The following is a 17865-nucleotide window of genomic DNA, read 5'->3' on the forward strand; positions in this document are numbered from 1 at the left end:
CCAAACGTGAGGAAGAAAATGTCGCCCGAAATCACTTTGTTCGATGCCATCGAGCTGGGTTCGCTGGCTATGCCGAACCGCATCGTCATGGCACCGCTGACGCGCAGTCGTGCGTTGCCGGATGGACGTCCGGGCACCGCCGCGCCGTTGTACTACGCGCAGCGTGCGTCCGCGGGACTGATCGTTTCGGAGGGGATCTGCATTTCGCCCGAAGCAGTGGGAAATCCCTTCGTTCCCGGGGTGTGGAGCGACGAGCAGGTCGACGGGTGGAGGCCGGTCACCGATGCGGTGCACGACGCAGGCGGCCGGATCGTGGCCCAGCTCTGGCACACGGGCAGGGCGTCGCACCCTTCATTGCAACCCGGAGGCAAGACGCCCGCCGGGCCTTCCGCGGTCGCGATCCAGGGCAAGACCTTCGCACGTGATGGGCGCGTGCCGTACGTGACTCCGCGCGCGCTGGAGACCGAGGAGATCCCGGGCATCGTCGCGCAGTATCGCCACGCTGCCGAAAACGCTCTCCGTGCCGGGTTCGACGGCGTCGAACTGCACGGGGCGAACGGATACCTGATCGACCAGTTCCTGCAGGACAGTGCCAACCAGCGCACGGATCGGTACGGAGGGTCGATCGAGCACCGCGCACGCCTGCTGCTGGAAGTCCTGGACGTTCTCATCGGTGTGGCCGGGGCCGACCGGGTGGGACTGCGCCTGTCGCCGAGCAGCACGTTCCAGGACATGGCTGACTCCGACCCCACCGCGTTGTTCAACCATGTCCTCCGCGCAGTGTCGCCGCTCGGCCTGGCCTACCTGCATCTCGTCGAACCGGGCATCTCAGGTGCGCAGTCCGTGCAGAGGTCTGCGGACGCGATCGACAGCGCCTGGGTTCGGAAGCGCTATCCGGGGACACTCATCGCTGCGGGCAACTTCGACCGGATGACAGCCGGGAAGGCGCTTCGGGACGGGCGTGCGGACGCTGTCGCTTTCGGGCGCCTCTTCATCGCCAACCCCGACCTTCCTCGCCGATTCGCCGAAGGTGCACGACTCAGCGAGCCGCAACGGGAGACCCTCTACGGGGGCGACGAACGCGGTTACACCGACTACCCCTCGCTGGCGGCAGAGCGCCGATACGCGGAACTGCGGGACCAGATCGAAAGCACCGGGGAGTCGGTTCCCTACAAGGCGTCCGACGCCGACTTCTCTCTCGAATCCTGGCCCCACCACTGGGCTGTGCGGCGACTCCGTGAAGAAGGTCTGCTGGCCTGACATGGTTCACTAGGAGTGTCCTCGCAGTCGACGACCGCGAGGACGCTGAACCGGCAGCTGCTGTGGAGACGCAGGCGACACCCACGTCCACGAGGTGGGTGTCGCCTGCGTTGAAAGCCGGGGTGCCGTTGTGGTCAGCCGTTGTCCTCGTGATCGATCACGACGAGGTCTTCGAGCACGACGACGTGGTGCTCACCGATGAAGTTCTCGGTGTCGGCGAGGGCGCGCTGGCCGGCTTCCGACGCCCAACCGGCGGTCATGGCCTCAGCGCTTTCGTAGTCGAGCACGGCGAACCCGTCGATGCCGAAGCCGTTGTCCGGCTCCGCCTGATCGCTCTGCGGGACGATGTGGCGCTGCACGTAGCGGATGACGCCTGGTACCTGTGCGGCGAGCGGAGCGTGCTTTTCGCGCCAGTACTCGTCGAACTGTGCGAACGACATGCCCGGCTTGCGGCTGAACAGGGCGATGGTCCGGACGGGCTTGCTGCTGCGTGCCATGGTGGTCCCTTCGCTCGTCGTTGAGTGGGTTGCCGCCGCATGTGTGCCGACGACGCTGGTTCAGCCGGCGTAATTGCTGAGCATTCCGGCGTCGACCGGCACCGCGGCGCCCGTGACGTAGCGGGACTCGTCGGAGGCCAGCCACAGCACGGCCTGGGAGATGTCCGCCGACTCCACCCAAGGCACCGGCAGCATGTTGATGCGGCGCAGCACATCGCTGCTGTCATCGAGCGTGGGTTCCTCGAGATCGGGCCGGAAGACCTTCGCCGTCACGGGGTTGTCGATCATCGGGGTGCGCACGTTGGTGGGGTGAATGGTGTTGACCCGGATTCGGTGCTCGGCGACCTCGTTGGCCAGCGCGGTCGCGAGTCCGACGACACCGTGCTTGGCCGCGCAGTACTGGGCGACGTTCGGAATTCCGCGCAGTCCTGCGATCGAACTGATCGCGATGATCGAGCCGCCGCGCCCGTCGGCGATCAGGTGCGGCACCGAGGCCTTGGTGGTCTGCCAGACACCCGTGAGGTTGATGTCGACGACGGCGGACCATTCGTCACGGCTGAGCTCCCAGGAGGGCTTGGGCGAGCCGACCACGCCGGCGTTGGCGACGACGACGTCCAGCCCGCCGAGCTCGGCAACCGCGTCGCCGACCAGCGATCCGAGTTCATCGTCCCGGACGTCGGCCTCGATGACCACCGCGCGGCGGTCGAGGGCCTCCACGGCCCGGGCGGTGTCCTTGAGGTCGTCCGGGGTTGGCATCGAGTAGCCGATGGTGTCGATCGTGCGTACGGCGTCGACGAGGATGACGTCGGCACCGTGCTCGGCGAGGGTGACCGCGTGTGAGCGTCCCTGGCCGCGCGCGGCCCCGGTGACTAGTGCGATCTTGCCGGCGACGCGGCGCTGACTGGTCCCGGTCATGGCGTGCCCCTTTCTTTCCGTGGAGCTGGCGTGGGTCTCGCGGTCCGAGCTCGTGTGTCCGGGACGGCTCATCCGCGCAAGGGCTGCTTGACCCACCCCTGCTCCCAGTTGGACACCTGGTGGGTCTTGCCGAGCAACTCCTGGAAGTACCAGGATCCGTCCCGCTTCACGAACTGGTCGGTGTAGCGGATGGTGAGGATGACCGGGTCTTTCTCGGCGGGGTTGTCGACGCTTTCGATGGTGCACAAGCAGAGCAGGTAGAAGGTGCCGGTGGCCCTCTGCCCGTCATCGCTGAGTTCGACGCGGGGGTTGAGCACGTGGTGCAGCGCCCAGCTGATCTTGCCCGAGAGAGCCCGGAAGTGGGTCTTGATCTCTTCGTGGCCGACCATCGAGCCGCCCTCACCGTCGACGACCCAGCGGCCGTCCTCGACGAAGCAGCTTGCGATGCCGTCGGGGTCGTAGTTGTCGTCGCAGTAGGCGGCGTAGCGGTACTTGAGCTGTTCGATCGCGTGGATGTCCTCGAGCCGGGTGAGTCGGCGGTCGACGTCAGCGAGGTCGCTGACAGTGTGGGGCGTAGTGCTCATTGCAGTGCTGCCTCCTGTCTGCGGGCCGGTGCGTCGTTGTGGCGCGACCGGTAGTCGCGGATAGTCGCGTGGCTGTCCCGGTTGGCTTCACGAGCGGAGTTCGTGTGAATGTCCGACATGGACAGTTCAGTTCGTGGGCGAACCCACCGCCCGAGGGGAATTTCCTGCTCTCGGATGGTGGGTTCGAGTCGATCGGGGTCTCAGCTGATGGCGAGGGTGACGGCCTTGCTCTGCAGGTAGCCGTCGAGGGCTTCCTCGCCCATCTCCTTGCCCCAGCCGGATCGCTTGAACCCGCCGAACGGCAGGGCGGCGTCGAAGACGTTGTAGCAGTTCACCCAGACCGCCCCGGCGTTCACGGCGTTGGCGAAGCGGTGGGCTCGGGCGACGTTGGTGGTCCACACCCCTGCGGCGAGGCCGAAGGTGGTGTCGTTCGCGCGGCGGATCACCTCGGCTTCGTCGTCGAAGGCCATGACGGAGACGACCGGTCCGAAGATTTCCTCGCGAGCGACGGTCATCTGGTCGTGGACGCCGCCGAGAACGGTTGGCTCGAGGAAGTAACCGGGGTCTCGGGCGGTTGCTCCGCCGGCGATCACCTCAGCGCCGTCACCGACAGCGCCGTCGACGAAGGAGATCACCTTGGAACGCTGCCGCTCGGAGACCAGGGGGCCGACGACGACGTCTGGGTCGGAGCTTTCGCCCAGGCGTAGCTTCGGCACGGCCGCCTCGATGCGGGAAAGGACCTCGTCGTGCACCGGCCGCTGCACGTACAGACGTGACCCGGCGGTGCAGGCCTCACCCTGGGCGTAGAGGACGGCGGCGAGCGCGCCGTCGACGGCGAGGTCGAGATCGGCGTCGTCGTAGATCACGGCCGGGGACTTGCCTCCGAGCTCGAGGGTGAGCTTGGTGAGGTTCTGCGCCGCTGCTGCGACGATGCCCTTCCCGGTCTCGACCGACCCCGTGAACGCCACCTTGTCGACCTGCGGGTGTGCCACCAGCGGTGCGCCGGCGTCGGCGCCGGTGCCCGTGATGACGTTGACGACGCCGTCGGGTAGCCCGGCCTCGACCGCGAGCTCGGCCAGGCGGAGCGGACCGAGTGAGGCGAGCTCGGCCGGCTTGAGTACCACCGTGCATCCCGCGGCCAGGGCCGGGGCGAGCTTCCAGGTTGCGGCCAGCACGGCCCCGTTCCACGGGATCACCTGCGCCACCACTCCGACCGGTTGGCGGCGGGTGTAGGAGAGGTAGGCGGTGGGGTCCTGCCGGGAGAGCGGGATCGTGCGGCCTTCGAGCTTGGTGGCCCATCCGGCCATGTAGCGCACGAGGTCGGCCATGTTGGGCAGGTCGACGTTGCGGATGAACGCATACGGCTTTCCGCAGTCGCGGGTGTCGATAGAGGCCAGCTCGTCGGCGTGTTCTTCGATCAGGTCGGCGAAGCGGTGCAGCAGGCGGGCGCGGGCTTCTGCGGGCATGCGCCGCCACAGGCCGTCGTCGAAGGCCCGGCGCGCGGACTGCACCGCTAGGTCGACGTCCCACGGTCCGGCGGCGGCCAGCTCGGCCAGCTTCTGCCCGGTCGAAGGGTCGTGGGTGTCGATGTGCGCCCCGTCGACGGGGTCGACCCACTTTCCGTCGATCAGCAGTTGGTGTCGGCTCACGCCGGTCTCGGGCATGTGCACTCCTTGTCGATCGCTGGGGGAGGTGCCGTTGGGAGGCCATGTCACGGGCGCCGTCGTCGCAACCGGTTTGGTCCCCGAGTCGGCGCAGTTGGCCGGAGGCGATCGCGCGGCCTCGACGTCAGTGGTCGATGGTGAGAACTCCGCGGATGTTCTTGCCGGCGAGCAGGTCGTCGTAGCCCTGGTTGACGTCCTCGAGCGAGTACCGGTTGGTGATCAGCTCGTCGAGGCGCAACTGGCCGTTCTGGTAGAGCTTGACGATCTTCTTGATGTCCAGGTGCGGGGCGCCGGAGCCGAAGAGGCTGCCGACGAGTCGCTTCTCGTAGAGGGTCAGTTCGAGACTCGGGATGGCCAACTTGGTGTCCGGGTTGGCCAGCGCGGTCACCACCACCGTGCCTGCCTTGCGGACCAGTGCGAAGGCGTCGGTGACGACCTGCGGCTCGACCAGGCCTACGGTGACGATGCAGGCGTCGGCTCCCTGACCGCGGGTCTGGCTCCACACGAACTCGTGGGCTTCGGCTGCGGAGGCGAACGCGTGGGTGGCGCCCAGCTTCAGCGCCATCTCGCGTTTGAACTCCACCGGGTCCACCGCGACGACCAGCTCCGCGCCGGCGTGCGCCGCGCCCTGCACCGCGTTGATGCCGATTCCGCCGATCCCGTAGACCACGGTGGTGTCCCCGGGACGGGTGTCGGCGGCGTAGACCGCCGAGCCCCAGCCGGTGGGGACGCCGCACGCGGCGATCGCAAGCACGTCGAGCGGCACGTCGGGCTCGACGACCACCAGCGAGGAGTCGGGGATGACGTTCCACTGGGAGAACGTGCCGAGCAGGTCGACCCCGCCCATGCCCTTCCCACGACCGTGCAGTCGCTGGGTGCCGTCGAGCATGGTGCCCTGCATCAGGAACGCGCCGTTGTCGCAGAGGTTCGACTTGCCCATCAGGCAGAACCGGCATCGCCCGCACTGTGGCATCCAGGAACTGATGAAGTGGTCGCCCGGCTTGATGTGCGTCACTCCCGGCCCGACCTCCTCGACCACGCCGGCGCCCTCGTGACCGCCCACCATCGGAGGCTCGATCACCAGGTCACCGTGCCGCAGGTGCTCGTCGGAATGGCACAGCCCCGCGAAGTCATAGCGGACCAGGACCTCGCCCTCTTCCGGAGGGTCGAGCTCCAGCTCAGTGATCTCGAAGTTCCCCGTGCTCTGCCACATCACGGCGGCCTTGGTCTTCACAGTCCTGCTCCCTCCGGTTCTCCACGATGAGCACCGGGCGCGCCCGTGCCCCCACCAGAGAGGGGCGGTGGCCGGACAAGCCGAGTGGCGTGGCATTCGAAGCTAGACGAACGGTCGCTCGTTTTTCAAGTCTGCCGTCGGATTTCGTCCTCGGGTGGAGTGTGCGCTGGTCTTCGGCGCGCGAATGTGGCATGAGTACGTGTTTGTGAGGATGTGGTGACCGCGGGCCTTGACCCGCAGGGGCCGCCGTAACTAATCTCGCGAACGATCGAACGTTCGCCGCGCTGCTGTCGCGCGTATGGCCTCGGTCTGCGGCTCGACCGCCGAGAACGCCGGATCGCTGTCCCGGATGCGCCCAGCTTTCCCTAGGAGCACCTCGCGCTTGCCGCCGGCCCCGATGGCGTTGTCGGCGGAGACCGTAGAAGACGTCAACTGACGCACGGGACCTGAAAATGCCTGGAAGGCCACGATCATGAAGCTTGGCGCTGTCTACTTCTTCACCGACGACGGGCCTGACCCGGTCGAGTTCGCGCAGGCGGCGGAGGGTTACCAGTTCGAATCCTTGTTCCTGCCCGAGCACACCCACTTCCCCGTTTCCCGCAAGACGCCCTACCCGGCTGCCTACGGGGGTGACGAGCTGCCGTCGTTCTACCTCCACACCCTCGACCAGGTCGTCACGCTCTCGGCGATCGCCGCCAACACCGAGACGCTGACCCTGGGTACCGGCATCTGCCTGCTGGCGCAGCACGACGCGATCTCCAAGGCCAAGCAGCTCGCCACTCTGGACTTCCTCTCCAGCGGGCGACTGGTCTGCGGTATCGGCTTCGGGTGGAACCAGGAGGAGGCGGAGGCCCACGGAGTCGTGTGGAAGAAGAGGTTCAGCATCATTCGCGACAAGGTGAAGGTTATGCAGGCCCTCTGGACCCAGGAGGAAGCCAGCTACGACGGTGTGGAGGCGTCGCTCGCGCGGAGCTGGTCGTGGCCCAAGCCGAAGCAGCCGCGTGGCCCCAGGATCTATCTCGGAGGCGCCGGCCCCACCACGATGCGGCATGCCGCGGAATGGGCTGACGCCTGGTACGTCGTGCCCCCGCCTCACGACCCCACCCTGGAGTCGTCGATCCCCAAGTTCTGGGAGATCGTCGATGAAGTGGGCCGGGACCGCGACTCGATCAGCATCGCCGTGGCCTCCGCGCCGCCGGATCCCGCTGTTCTCGAGCGGTACGCCGCGCAGGGTGTCGAGCGAGCCGCCCTCTGGGTCGATCCCGCCAACAGTCCCTCCGGCGGCATGGCGAACCTCGAGGCCGTGGCCAGAGTGGTCGCCGCATTCAACGGCTGACAACCTCGGACAAGTCCGGGGACCCGGAACCGCTCGCAGCCTCGGCAGCGACGCCCCGATTCACTGAGGTGAGTCTGGCGGGTTCGACGAAAGTCTCGTTCGCCAGTGTCGTGCCAGCATGCCGAGAACCAGGTCGCGCCGCATATGCTGGACCAGGCAGTGCCCTGCGCGCGTGATGCTGTTTCCGTTTCTCTAAATGATCGTCACCTCGCTCACCCCGAACGGTCAGGCGCCCAGTCCCGAGTTCCGGCTACGGGCCGGCGAGATCCGCACGTTCTGCAGGATCGTCCTGCCGCTGTCCGGTCCGCTGGTTGCGGTTCTCGCGGTCCTCGCGGTGACGGCGCGGTGGAACGAGTTCCTGTGGCCGTTCGTCATCCTGCAGGGCGATGACGTGCTCACGCTTCCCGTCGGGCTCGCCTCGCTGCAGGGCGGTGACCTGTTCTCCACGCCGTGGGGCACAATCCTGGCCATCACGACGATCGCCGTGCTGCCGGTGCTGATCGTGTTCCTGGTGTTCCAGCGGCAGTTCGTGCAGGGCATCGCGGGCACGGGATCGAAGTGAGAGCGCTGTTGCTTAATGCGCCGGGCTCGCAAGGGCGCCGTCGAGGTCGCAGTGCGCCGATCCGGTCCTCGCGCGGAACCGCCGTCTGGTGCTCTCGGGTTGCCACCGCACTACGCCGCGGGTTCCTTCGGCAAACAGTCGTACGCATGTCCTAACCTACGCTGATGCAGATGAGAGGTAGACTAGCGAGCGTACGTTCGTTAACATGTTGGGTGGTGGGTCGATGTTCTCGTGGCCTGATTCAGCGTCGGAGTGGAGAGGAGCCAGGGATGGCTGAAGGCGACGTTCCTGTGGTGACCCGCAAGGGGCAGGAGTCTCGGAACACGGGTCAGTCCGGTGGGGCAGTGCGGATCTCGGGAGTCAGTCCGCAGCACACGCCCGCCACTCGGATCTGGTACGGCAAGGTCAGCAACGAACCGGGCTACAGGTCGCTTCCCCATCACCACGGTGAAGCGGAGACCGGCGGGTACGTGCTGTCCGGCAAGGGGCGCATCTACTTCGGGGACAACTACTCGAAGTACGAGGACCTCGAAGAGGGTGACTTCGTGTTCGTCCCGCCGTTCATGCCGCACGTTGAGGCGAACATGAGCGTGACCGAGGAATTGGTGTGGCTCACGGCGCGAACGCCGGACAACATCGTGGTCAACCTTGACGATGTCGATGACAGCGTACTCGAAGGTTATCGACGGGCGTGATCGTTCGAGGAAGCATGTAGTTTTCGACTGCCTCCGCGGCTGGCCGTGAAATGCCGGATCGAACAAGTCAGAAGGTGCTCATGAAAGGCTACGCATTTCCCGGCGGCCGGGAGGTCGCGTTCGTGGAAAAGCCCACCCCGTCGCCGGGTCCGGGGCAAGTGCTGATCAAATCCGGAACGTCGTCGATCTGCGGGTCGGATCTCCACGGCTACCGAGCGTCGAAGGACGAGCGTGCGCCGTATGCCGAAACGTTCAGTGGTCACGAGCCGGTAGGCGAGGTGACAGCGGTCGGCGAAGGCGTAACGTGGCCGACCGTCGGAGAGCGGGTGGTTGTTTACCACGTCGGTGGTTGCGGTGATTGCCGCTACTGCCGGGAGCGGGATTACAAGGCTTGCCATGCGGCGACGGATCCGCAAAACAGCATGACTTTCGGGCGCGACGGTTCGAATGCCGAGTACGTCCTCGCACCGGTGGGGCAGGTGCTCCCGCTGCCCGAAGACTTCTCATTTCCGGAAGGATCCGTGCTCAGCTGCAACTTCGGCACGGCCTGGGGCGCTGTCCGCAACGCCTTCTCCTTCCCCAATGGGACCGTCGTGGTCTGGGGACTGGGGCCTGTCGGCCTCAACATCATTCTCATCGCCCAAGCGCTCGGAGCGGAGATCATCGGTGTCGACATCTCGGAAGGGAGACGAAGGGTTGCCGAGAAGTTCGGGGCAACTGTCGTAGACGGCTCACGTCCGGACGTGGTCGACGCGGTGCACGCCTTGGCCGGAGGGGAAGGTCCCGAGGCGATCATCGATACCACGGGAGTCGGGTCCGTCCACGCGCTTCTGGTCTCAGCGATCAGGCGCAGAGGCACGATCGTTCTTGTGGGTCTGGGCCACGAAACGTCCGTGGGGCCGGTACCTGTGGCCATTCTGAAGCAGGTGACCATCAAGGGGTCATGGCTCTACGACATCGAAGATTGGCAGGACATGCTGGACTTCGTCCGACGGCACGAGATCGACCTTCTTGCCACGGTGGACAAGGTGGTCCCGATCGCTCAGTTCGAAACGATGCTCGAAGAAGCAGACGCCGCTTTGAGTGGTAAGATCATTTTCAGCTGGTGACCGCAGTTTCAGGGGTCTCTGCAGCCATGTAGCGGGGCGTGTCGACATCGCGCAGATGATCCGCCAGGGCCTGCTTGAGACATGGCGGTTGCCGTGGACCCGAATGAGGACTGGAAGCCCGCGTTGAAGTGCATCGCGCGCGCAGCGCGATCGCCTGGCCGCACATCCCTCGTTCATCGGCGACATCGCTCGAATGCCGGCGCGCGACGGCTTGACCCTTACATCGCTGGAAAACCTGGCTCAACGCTGCTCGACTCCCGCAGAAGTGTCGCCTCCGGGCTCCACGCCGGCAAAGGTCGTCTGCGCGTTCCTCGCGAACCTGGTCGGAAACGGTGCCGCCGTCGTGATCAGCCCGATCGCCGGGGCGATCGCGGACGAGCTCGGGCGGAAGAGGCCCGTGCTGATGACTGCCGGAATCCTCGTCGTGGTCGGCATCGCGATCATCATCTCGGCTGCGTCCCTGATCGGGTTCCTGATCAGCATGGCACGGACTCATTCCTGACTCGTCGATGACACTGCTGATCCGAAGCCGACCATCCACCTCGGCCCATCTCCCACATGCGCCCCGGCGCGTCGAGGTGTTCCACGCCCCACCCGCGCGGGCCGGTAGCACCTGGTCGCCGACGTGGTTGTCGTTGACGACTTCCCAGTCGGTCATGATCGCGCCGTCGCATCCGAGGCGCACGCGCAGCAGCCTGGTCAGGATCTGCTTGCTGTAGCCGAAACCGACCTTCTCGACCGTCTCGCCGTCGATGGTCAGCCCGACTGGCATGCCGTAGTAGGGCATGATGCCGGCGGTGCCATGTGCCACGAATTCGTGGAGCCGCGCCAAGCACCCGAAGGCGGCTCCGCGTACTCAGCAGCACCATCTGGCCGCCTCCGTGGCGATCCTTGATCTACCAGCGCATTAGAACGTTTTACCAACTGGCGTGTTTGACCTCTTGACGTCGCGCCAGTGACGTGCCACGTTGCTGAGGCCATCAGCTTGAAACGTTCTATTTGCCTGTCTGACACTCGTCATCTCGTAGCTCGACGGGGAAGGGGTCTTCCATGGCCGATACGACTGCCGTGCCTCCCGTGCGGCTTGACGGTAGGCATTGGAGGCTCGCGGTTGCCGCGGGGATGGCGTCCTTCCTCGACTCGGGAGCGATCATCTCCGTCGGTCTGGGGCTCGCGCTCTGGCAGGAGAGGTACGACCTGGACGTGTGGACCGTTGGGGTCCTCGGCTCCGCGTTGACCCTGTTCATCGCCTTCGGTGCGCTGACTGGCGGTCGGATTGCCGACCTCTTTGGTCGCGGCCGCGTCTTTTCGATCACCATCCTGGTGTACGCCGCAGCGGCCATCGCCATCGCGCTCGCCCCGAACGCGGCCGTGCTGGTGGCCGGTGTGATCGTGATCGGCATTGCGGCGGGGGCGGACTTGCCGACGTCGATCGCCGTGCTTTCCGAGCGTGCGCCAGCGGGTGCTCAGGGCAGGCTGGTCGCGTTCACGCACGTCATGTGGACCGCGGGCGTCGTGTTCACGACCTTGCTCGGGTTCGCCGTGTCGACGCTCGGGGTGCTCGGCATCGGCCTGATCTTCGCCCTGCTTGCGGTTCTGGGCGGCGCGACGTTCGCGTTTCGCGCGTTCTACCCGCCGTTCAAGGACCTTGAGGTGGAGGCGGCGGCCCGGCACGGCGCGGAGGGCGTCGACGTGGCGACCGCCCTTCCGTTGCGCGCGTTGCTGAAGAGCGGTTCGTTCCGGGGCATGATCGTGCTGACGGCGCTGTTCTACGTGTTCTTCACTCTGGTCGCCAACACGTTCGGCTCGTTCAAGACCTACTTCCTCGTCACCGTGGGCGGCACTGGTCAAAGCACCGCGACTGCCCTGTCGTTCTTGACCACTCTCATCGGGCTGGTCGGCACGATCGTGTTCACGCGCATCGCCGACACGAAGTGGCGCAGTCGCTTCTTCGTCGCCGGGGTCGTCGTGTTCAGCTCATGCCAGCTTCTGATCGCGGTCAGCGGTGGCACGGTGCTGCCGGTGATGATCGCTGCTCTCGTGCTCTACAACGTGGGTTTCCCCTTCGTCGGTGAGGCGCTCTACAAGATCTGGACCCAGGAGTCGTTCCCGGTCAACGCCAGGGCGACGGTGCAGGGAGCGACCATGGCCGCCGCCAGGTTCATCGCCGCGGGATTTGCCCTGTTCACGCCCGCGTTGATCGCTTGGAGCCCGTACGGGCTCTACTTCCTGTTGACGGCGTTCGCGCTCGTGTCGGGCTTCATCGGGGCTGTGATCATTCGCCGCTTGCGCGACCCCGGGAATGAGTCGCTGGGCTCGAGCACCCCAGTCGTAGCCGTTGCGGAGCAGGCCCAGTGATGCGCGAGGCGAGTGAGGTCACGGTCGGCGCTCCGCGGGTCGGACTCAGCGGTGAGACGTTCCTCGGTGAAACCGAGCCACGCGTGTCCTGGAAGACGAGTACCACGATCCCCGGATGGATCCAGGCGCGAGCGGAGCTCGCCGTCACACGGCAAGGAAATACGAGCTCTGCCGTGATCGAGGGGAGGGACTCGGTTCTGGTCGAGTGGCCGTTCGCTCCGCTACGACCGCGCGAGACCGCCCAGGTGCGCGTCCGAGTCCACGGTGCGGACAGGTCCGCCTCGCCGTGGAGTGCGGAGACCGAGGTGACTGCCGCAGCCCTCGAACCGGGGCAGTGGCACGCCCGTTTGGTCGGGTCCGGCTCCGAAGATCCGCAGCTGATCCGCGGCACCTTCGAGCTCGGTCGCGACATTCGCCGGGCGCTGCTCTACACCACGGCGCTTGGCGCGTACGACGTGGAGGTCAACGGCGTCGCCCTCAGCGACACCGAGCTCAAGCCTGGCTGGACCAGCTACCAGTGGCGGCTCAACGCCGACGTGCATGATGTCACCGCACACCTGCGGTCGGGTACCAACGCGATCGGCATCGTGCTCACCGGAGGCTGGTACACCGAACGATTCGGCTTCCGCGACGAAGCACGCCGTTTCTACCAGGGGCCACCTGCGGCAGCCGCCCAGCTCGTTCTGGAATACACCGACGGAACCGAGGATCTGGTCGTCACCGGTGAAACGTGGCGTTGCGGCTCGGGACCCGTCGTCGCCGCCGGCATCTACCAGGGCGAGGCCTACGATGCCCGGCTGGAAGTGCCGGACTGGTCGGATCCCTGCTTCGACGATTCGGGCTGGGCAGCGGTGTCCGGCGTGGATGCGCCGGGTGTGCTTCCCACCGTGCGTTCGTCTCCGCCGGTGCGGGCGGTCGAACACTTGCCCGTGCAGCGAGTTCTCGCCACCCCGAGCGGAAAGACCGTCCTGGACTTCGGACAGAACCTCGTCGGCCGCTTGCGGATCCGGGTTCAGGGCGACCGCGGGCACACGGTGACCCTGCGCCACGCGGAAGTGCTGGAGAACGGCGAGCTCGGCGTGCGCCCGCTCCGCAATGCCGCGGCCACGGACCACTACACGCTCAGCGGCGACGGTGAGGAGACATGGGAGCCGCGCTGGACCTTCCACGGCTTCCGGTACGCCGAGGTCGAGAACTGGCCGGGTGAGTTCGCTCCGGAGCACGTCACGGCCGTGGTCGTACACAGCGACATGCCCAGGACCGGAGGCTTCACCACCTCGCACGCACTGCTGCAGCGGTTCCACGACAACGTCGTATGGGGCATGCGGGGCAATTTCCTGTCTATTCCCACCGATTGCCCGCAACGCGACGAACGCCTCGGCTGGACCGGCGACATGCAGGTGTTCGCCCCGACCGCGTCGTTTCTGTACGATTGCGACGCATTCCTCCGATCCTGGCTCCAGGATGTCAGGCTCGAACAGAAGGCGGCCGGCGGCGTCGTCCCCATGGTCGTACCTGCGGTGATTCCGCAGGTGCCCGGCCTGTCCGAGCCCGTCGCGGCATGGGGCGATGCGATCACAGTGGTCCCCTCGGTGCTCTGGGAGCGTTTCGGCGACCTCGACGCGCTGCGGGAATGCTTCGAGGCCATGGCCACGTGGGTGGACGTGATCGAGGCGCGAAGCGGTGAAAGCCTGTTGTGGCAGGACGGTCTGCAGTTCGGCGACTGGCTCGACCCCGATGCCCCGCCGGAGCGGCCGGGCGAGGCGAAGGTCGACGCCGACATCGTCGCGACTGCGTACTTCTTTCGTTCTGCGGAGCTGACCGGCAAGGCGGCCGCTTTGATCGGGCGCGAAGCCGACGCGCGGCATTATGCCGGTCTCGCCGACCGGGCCGCCGCGGCGTTTCGCGATGCCTATGTGACTCCCATGGGGCGGATGATGTCCGATGCGCCCACCGCGTACGCCCTGGCGATCGTGTTCGGGCTCGTCGAGGACGAGCAGCGCGATGCGATGGGCAGGCGGCTGCGCGAACTCGTCCGCGCGTCCGGTTACCGGATTTCCACCGGATTCGTCGGCACACCCGTCATCTGCGACGCGCTCACCGCCACCGGGCATGCCGATGCCGCATCGCGGCTGCTGACGCAGACGGAGTGCCCGTCCTGGCTCTACCCGGTCACCATGGGCGCTACCACCGTGTGGGAGCGCTGGGACTCCATGCTCGAGGACGGTTCGATCAACCCGGGGCAGATGACCTCGTTCAACCACTACGCGCTCGGGGCGGTGGCGGATTGGTTGCACCGAGAGGTCGCCGGCCTCGCCCCGCTGGAACCCGCCTATCGGGTCATCGGCATCGCTCCCACGTTGCTCGCTGATCTCGAGGATGCCTCGGCGTGGCATGAAACGCCTTACGGCACAGCGAGTTCGAGGTGGTGGCGCGTGGGCGACCGGGTTCACTTCCGGGTCGAGGTGCCGCCGAACGCGACCGCGCGTGTTGAACTCCCCTCCGGGGCCACCTACGACATCGGTAGTGGGGTCCACACCTGGGTTGAGGAGCATCGGCGTTCGTCGCCGTCGCGTGGTGCGCTGAGCCTGTCGACCAGCCTCGCCGAGATCATCGACGACATCGAGGCGTACCAGGCGGTGCTCGCCGCGATCCGTGCCAGCGACCCCGAACGCGGCGAAGTCTTTCGGAGGACGACCCGCTGGACACCTGGGCGACAGCTCCGCGAGCCGCTCAACAAGGCCCCGCTGCGGATTCTCGAGGCGATCGAGAAGGCTCTGGCCTCCCTCCCGGCCAAGTCCAACCGCTGAACGTGCGACCCGAATGTCAAACCGCCGCTTGTGGCGGCACATGCGAGCTCCTTGGTGTAGCCCGCAGTCTGCCCTGGCCGGGCTCGCGATGATCGCAGCGGAAGCTGCACTTCGATCAACAGTGCGCTGCCGTGAACGATTCGCAAGCAGCGCTGCTTCAACGGCCGAAGTGGTGATGCTGGCCGCAAATGGATCAAAGGACTACTCACCGGAGGACTACAGTGTGCGGCTATCCCACCGTGGTGGGTCGAGGGTGTGTCCGGTGGCGCCTAGACTGGAGGCAAACCAAGCCTACGCGCTGGCCTGTAGCAGGCGGATGGTCGCAGGCACGTCTGTGAGAGGGGGAGGGGGGAAGGGAGTCTGCTTTTCGGATTCCGCACCTCTGACTACTAGTGGCGGTCACTCGTAACGACGTGGCTCGGCTGGCGGGAGTTTCCACGGCCGTGGTGTCCTACGTGCTCAACGACGGGCCGAGGCCGGTGTCCGCGGCCACGAAGGAACGAGTGCTCGCCGCGATCGCCGAGCTGGGGTACCGGCGTGACGCAGTCGCCCGGAATCTGCGCACCGGCAAGACGCAGTCCCTCGGTCTCGTCGTCCCCGACATCGGCCTGCCCTACTTCGGTGCCATCACGCAGCAGCTCGTGGAGCGTGCCTTCGAGGCCGGCCACCAGATGCTCATCTGCACCACGTCCTGGCTTCCCGATCGGGAACGTGCGCAGCTTGCCAGCCTCGCCGAGCGTCGGGTCGACGGCGTGGTTCTGATGAGTGTCGATCCGCTGCAGGACTTCTCAGCTGTGGAGGAGCTCGGCATCCCGACGGTGGTCATCGATCGACCCGAAGTCGCCGTTCGCGGTGCGCATCGGGCCACTGCGCATCTGGTGGCGCACGGGCATGAGCGTATCGGGTTCGTTGGAGCGGCGGAGCGGCTCGTGGCCAGCCGCCGACGCCGAGAGGGGTGGGCAGCGGCGCTTCGAGGCAGCGGACTGCCGAGCCGGCCCGAGCTCATCCGGCACGGCCCGTGCACGCGAGCTGGAGGCTACGTGGCGGCCGGCGAGCTGCTGGCCCTGGCCGAGCCGCCCACCGCTGTGTTCGTGGAGTCGGATGCTCAGGCCGTCGGACTGCTGCGCGCCGCGCGCGACCACGGGTTCCGGGTGCCTGACGACCTGGCGGTCGCGAGCGGGGAGGGCACCGAGCTCGCCGAGTTCGCCATCCCCAGCTTGACCACGTTGTATCAGCCCATCGCCACCATCGCCCGCGAGGCCGTGGCTGCCGTGCTGGCAACCGAGGGTGGCACCTTGCGCAGGCTGGACAACCAGGAGTTCGACCTCGTCTGCCGCGAATCCTGCGGCTGTGCCGACGCTCTCCAGTAGCGGGAGGGTGGCCGAATTGACTTCAATTGACCCTTGCGCTCGAGGTCTACTCGTGTAGAGTACTCGGCTTGTAGGCACTGAGGCCCCTTTGGCGGCCAGCCCACCGCTCCCGCACCACTCGATGAAGAGGAGGAGCGCCATGCGAGCAACCACGTCACGTCGGACCCTGATCAAAGCGGCTTCAACGTTGGCTGCCGTGGTCGCCGTCGCCGGCTGCGGTGGCACCCGGCAGGGAGCCGCTCACGGCAACTCGATCACCTACGCGTTCTGGGGTAGTCCTTCCCGGGCGAAGAAGGTGAACGCCGTCATCGAGCTCTTCGGCGCCCGTCACCCCGGAGCGCGGATACGAACCCAGGTGGCGGACTACTCGAGCTACGTCGAAGGGCTCACGGTGCGTGCCGCGGGCGGCGGCCTTGCGTGTGCGCTCGGCATGCAGAGCACCTTCTGCGCCCAATACGCCGAGGCCGGGCTGTTGCGACCGCTCGACGACCTCACCGAAAGCGGTCAGATCGACGTGTCCAACATCCCCGACGACGTGCTGGCGGCCGGACGCGTCGATGGCGTGCAGTACATGATCCCCACTGGCACGTTCGTCCGAATCCTCGGCTACAACGCGGACCTGGTCGCCTCCTCCGGAGCCACGGCGCCCACCAGCGACATGACTTGGGACAACTACGCCGCATTCTTGCGCGAGATGCAGCGTGGTCTGCCCGACGGGGTTCGCGCCACCGAGATTGAGGCGACCAACATGTTCACGCTCACCTCGTGGGTGGTCGGCCACGGCGAGCGGATGTTCGACGGTGACCGGCTCGGATTCGGCAAGAGCTTGCTGGCGGAGTGGTTCCAGCTCTGGCTCGAGCTGACCAGCGACGGGGTCACGGTTCCGCCCTCGGCCATCCCGAAGCAGACCGGGTCAGTGGAGCTCACTCCGCTGGCGCAGGGGACTGCTGCGATCGGTACCCGCGACATCCCGCACCTCCACGTCACCGAGCAGGTTCTGGCCGCCAACGAACGCGGTACGGCTATCTCCGAGGTTTCCATGCCGAGCCCGGAGGTCTCTCGGTCCGCGAACGTCCTCGGGGCCAATGGGATCGCGATCTCCGCCGACTGCGGCGATGTCGCGACGACCGCGGCCTTCATCGACTTCTTCACCAACAACGCCGAGGCCGCACTCGCATTCAAGTCCGACAACGGCATCGTGACCAACGTCCACGCCCAGGACGTTCTCATCGGTGACTCCAAGACTCCCCAGGGAGTCAAGCGAAACGTCACGACTTGGCGTGCGCTGACCGAAGCACGAGACCTCACCACGACGACCTATCCAGCAGGGCTCCCCAGCCTCACCACGGAACTGGCGCGCCTGTACGAGCGCGTCGCCTTCGACCGGATGAGCGTCGACGAAGCCGTCGACGCGTTCTTCTCCACCGCCGAGCACGTACTCGGCTGACCGATTCGTCCGAGGCCTGAACGG

At 66.6% G+C, this 17865-nt stretch carries 16 protein-coding genes; 9 read left to right on the forward strand and 7 right to left on the reverse strand.

From position 1 onward, the window contains the following. The first annotated feature begins 18 nt into the window (after positions 1 to 18). Entirely contained in the window at positions 19 to 1260 is a 1242-nt protein-coding gene (locus HUO13_RS14195; RefSeq protein WP_211901837.1) for an alkene reductase, read from the forward strand. Between the two features lie 134 nt (positions 1261 to 1394). On the opposite strand, the gene HUO13_RS14200 is transcribed toward HUO13_RS14195, so the two are convergent. From HUO13_RS14200 to HUO13_RS14225, 6 genes are all read right to left on the reverse strand, one after another. Beyond that, the gene (locus HUO13_RS14200; RefSeq protein WP_211901838.1) at positions 1395 to 1757 is read right to left on the reverse strand and encodes an EthD domain-containing protein; all 363 of its coding nucleotides are present in this window, start codon (positions 1755 to 1757) and stop codon (positions 1395 to 1397) included. Positions 1758 to 1817: 60 nt separating this feature from the next. Then, positions 1818 to 2672, reverse strand: coding sequence for a mycofactocin-coupled SDR family oxidoreductase (locus HUO13_RS14205; RefSeq protein ID WP_211901839.1), 855 nt, complete (start codon positions 2670 to 2672; stop codon positions 1818 to 1820). 68 nt (positions 2673 to 2740) lie between these two features. Beyond that, complete coding sequence (locus HUO13_RS14210; RefSeq protein WP_211901840.1) at positions 2741 to 3256, reverse strand: nuclear transport factor 2 family protein; 516 nt, start codon at positions 3254 to 3256, stop codon at positions 2741 to 2743. Between the two features lie 200 nt (positions 3257 to 3456). Next, a complete protein-coding gene (locus HUO13_RS14215; RefSeq protein ID WP_211901841.1) occupies positions 3457 to 4920 on the reverse strand; it encodes an aldehyde dehydrogenase family protein in 1464 nt (487 codons plus the stop codon). 124 nt (positions 4921 to 5044) lie between these two features. Further along, positions 5045 to 6154 (reverse strand): NDMA-dependent alcohol dehydrogenase, encoded by a 1110-nt coding sequence (locus HUO13_RS14220; protein ID WP_211901842.1) that lies wholly within the window; start codon positions 6152 to 6154, stop codon positions 5045 to 5047. 252 nt (positions 6155 to 6406) lie between these two features. Further along, the gene (locus HUO13_RS14225; protein ID WP_211901843.1) at positions 6407 to 6628 is read right to left on the reverse strand and encodes a hypothetical protein; all 222 of its coding nucleotides are present in this window, start codon (positions 6626 to 6628) and stop codon (positions 6407 to 6409) included. Between HUO13_RS14225 and HUO13_RS14230 the strand changes: the two genes are divergently transcribed. The 4 genes from HUO13_RS14230 (at position 6627) to HUO13_RS14245 (ending at position 9856) form a co-directional block, all read left to right on the forward strand. Beyond that, entirely contained in the window at positions 6627 to 7490 is an 864-nt protein-coding gene (locus HUO13_RS14230; RefSeq protein ID WP_211901844.1) for a TIGR03619 family F420-dependent LLM class oxidoreductase, read from the forward strand. The genes HUO13_RS14225 and HUO13_RS14230 overlap by 2 nt on opposite strands. Before the next feature lie 196 nt (positions 7491 to 7686). After that, positions 7687 to 8052: an ABC transporter permease subunit gene (locus HUO13_RS14235; RefSeq protein ID WP_211901845.1), complete on the forward strand. Its 366-nt coding sequence runs from the start codon at positions 7687 to 7689 to the stop codon at positions 8050 to 8052. Between the two features lie 269 nt (positions 8053 to 8321). After that, positions 8322 to 8747: a cupin domain-containing protein gene (locus HUO13_RS14240; RefSeq protein ID WP_211901846.1), complete on the forward strand. Its 426-nt coding sequence runs from the start codon at positions 8322 to 8324 to the stop codon at positions 8745 to 8747. Positions 8748 to 8827: 80 nt separating this feature from the next. Then, on the forward strand, positions 8828 to 9856 hold the full coding sequence (locus HUO13_RS14245; protein WP_211901847.1) for a zinc-binding dehydrogenase: 1029 nt from the start codon (positions 8828 to 8830) through the stop codon (positions 9854 to 9856). Here the strand turns inward: HUO13_RS14245 and HUO13_RS14250 are convergent. Next, positions 9846 to 10643 carry a hypothetical protein gene (locus HUO13_RS14250; protein ID WP_211901848.1) on the reverse strand — a complete coding sequence of 266 codons (798 nt, stop codon included), beginning with the start codon at positions 10641 to 10643 and terminating at the stop codon, positions 9846 to 9848. The two genes, HUO13_RS14245 and HUO13_RS14250, sit on opposite strands and share 11 nt — an antisense overlap. Before the next feature lie 263 nt (positions 10644 to 10906). On the opposite strand from HUO13_RS14250, the gene HUO13_RS14255 reads away from it, so the two are divergent. The 4 genes from HUO13_RS14255 to HUO13_RS14270 all read left to right on the forward strand — a co-directional run bounded on the left by HUO13_RS14255 (position 10907) and on the right by HUO13_RS14270 (position 17841). Further along, positions 10907 to 12214 (forward strand): MFS transporter, encoded by a 1308-nt coding sequence (locus HUO13_RS14255; RefSeq protein ID WP_211901849.1) that lies wholly within the window; start codon positions 10907 to 10909, stop codon positions 12212 to 12214. A gap of 305 nt (positions 12215 to 12519) precedes the next feature. Continuing rightward, entirely contained in the window at positions 12520 to 15024 is a 2505-nt protein-coding gene (locus HUO13_RS14260; protein ID WP_249124785.1) for an alpha-L-rhamnosidase, read from the forward strand. 413 nt (positions 15025 to 15437) lie between these two features. Beyond that, positions 15438 to 16394 (forward strand): LacI family DNA-binding transcriptional regulator, encoded by a 957-nt coding sequence (locus tag HUO13_RS14265; protein ID WP_211901851.1) that lies wholly within the window; start codon positions 15438 to 15440, stop codon positions 16392 to 16394. A 196-nt stretch (positions 16395 to 16590) separates the two neighbouring features. After that, positions 16591 to 17841 carry an ABC transporter substrate-binding protein gene (locus tag HUO13_RS14270; protein WP_211901852.1) on the forward strand — a complete coding sequence of 417 codons (1251 nt, stop codon included), beginning with the start codon at positions 16591 to 16593 and terminating at the stop codon, positions 17839 to 17841. Positions 17842 to 17865 lie beyond the last annotated feature (24 nt).

Origin of the sequence: Saccharopolyspora erythraea, from assembly GCF_018141105.1 — a bacterium.
Classification (GTDB): Bacteria; Actinomycetota; Actinomycetes; order Mycobacteriales; family Pseudonocardiaceae; genus Saccharopolyspora_D; species Saccharopolyspora_D erythraea_A.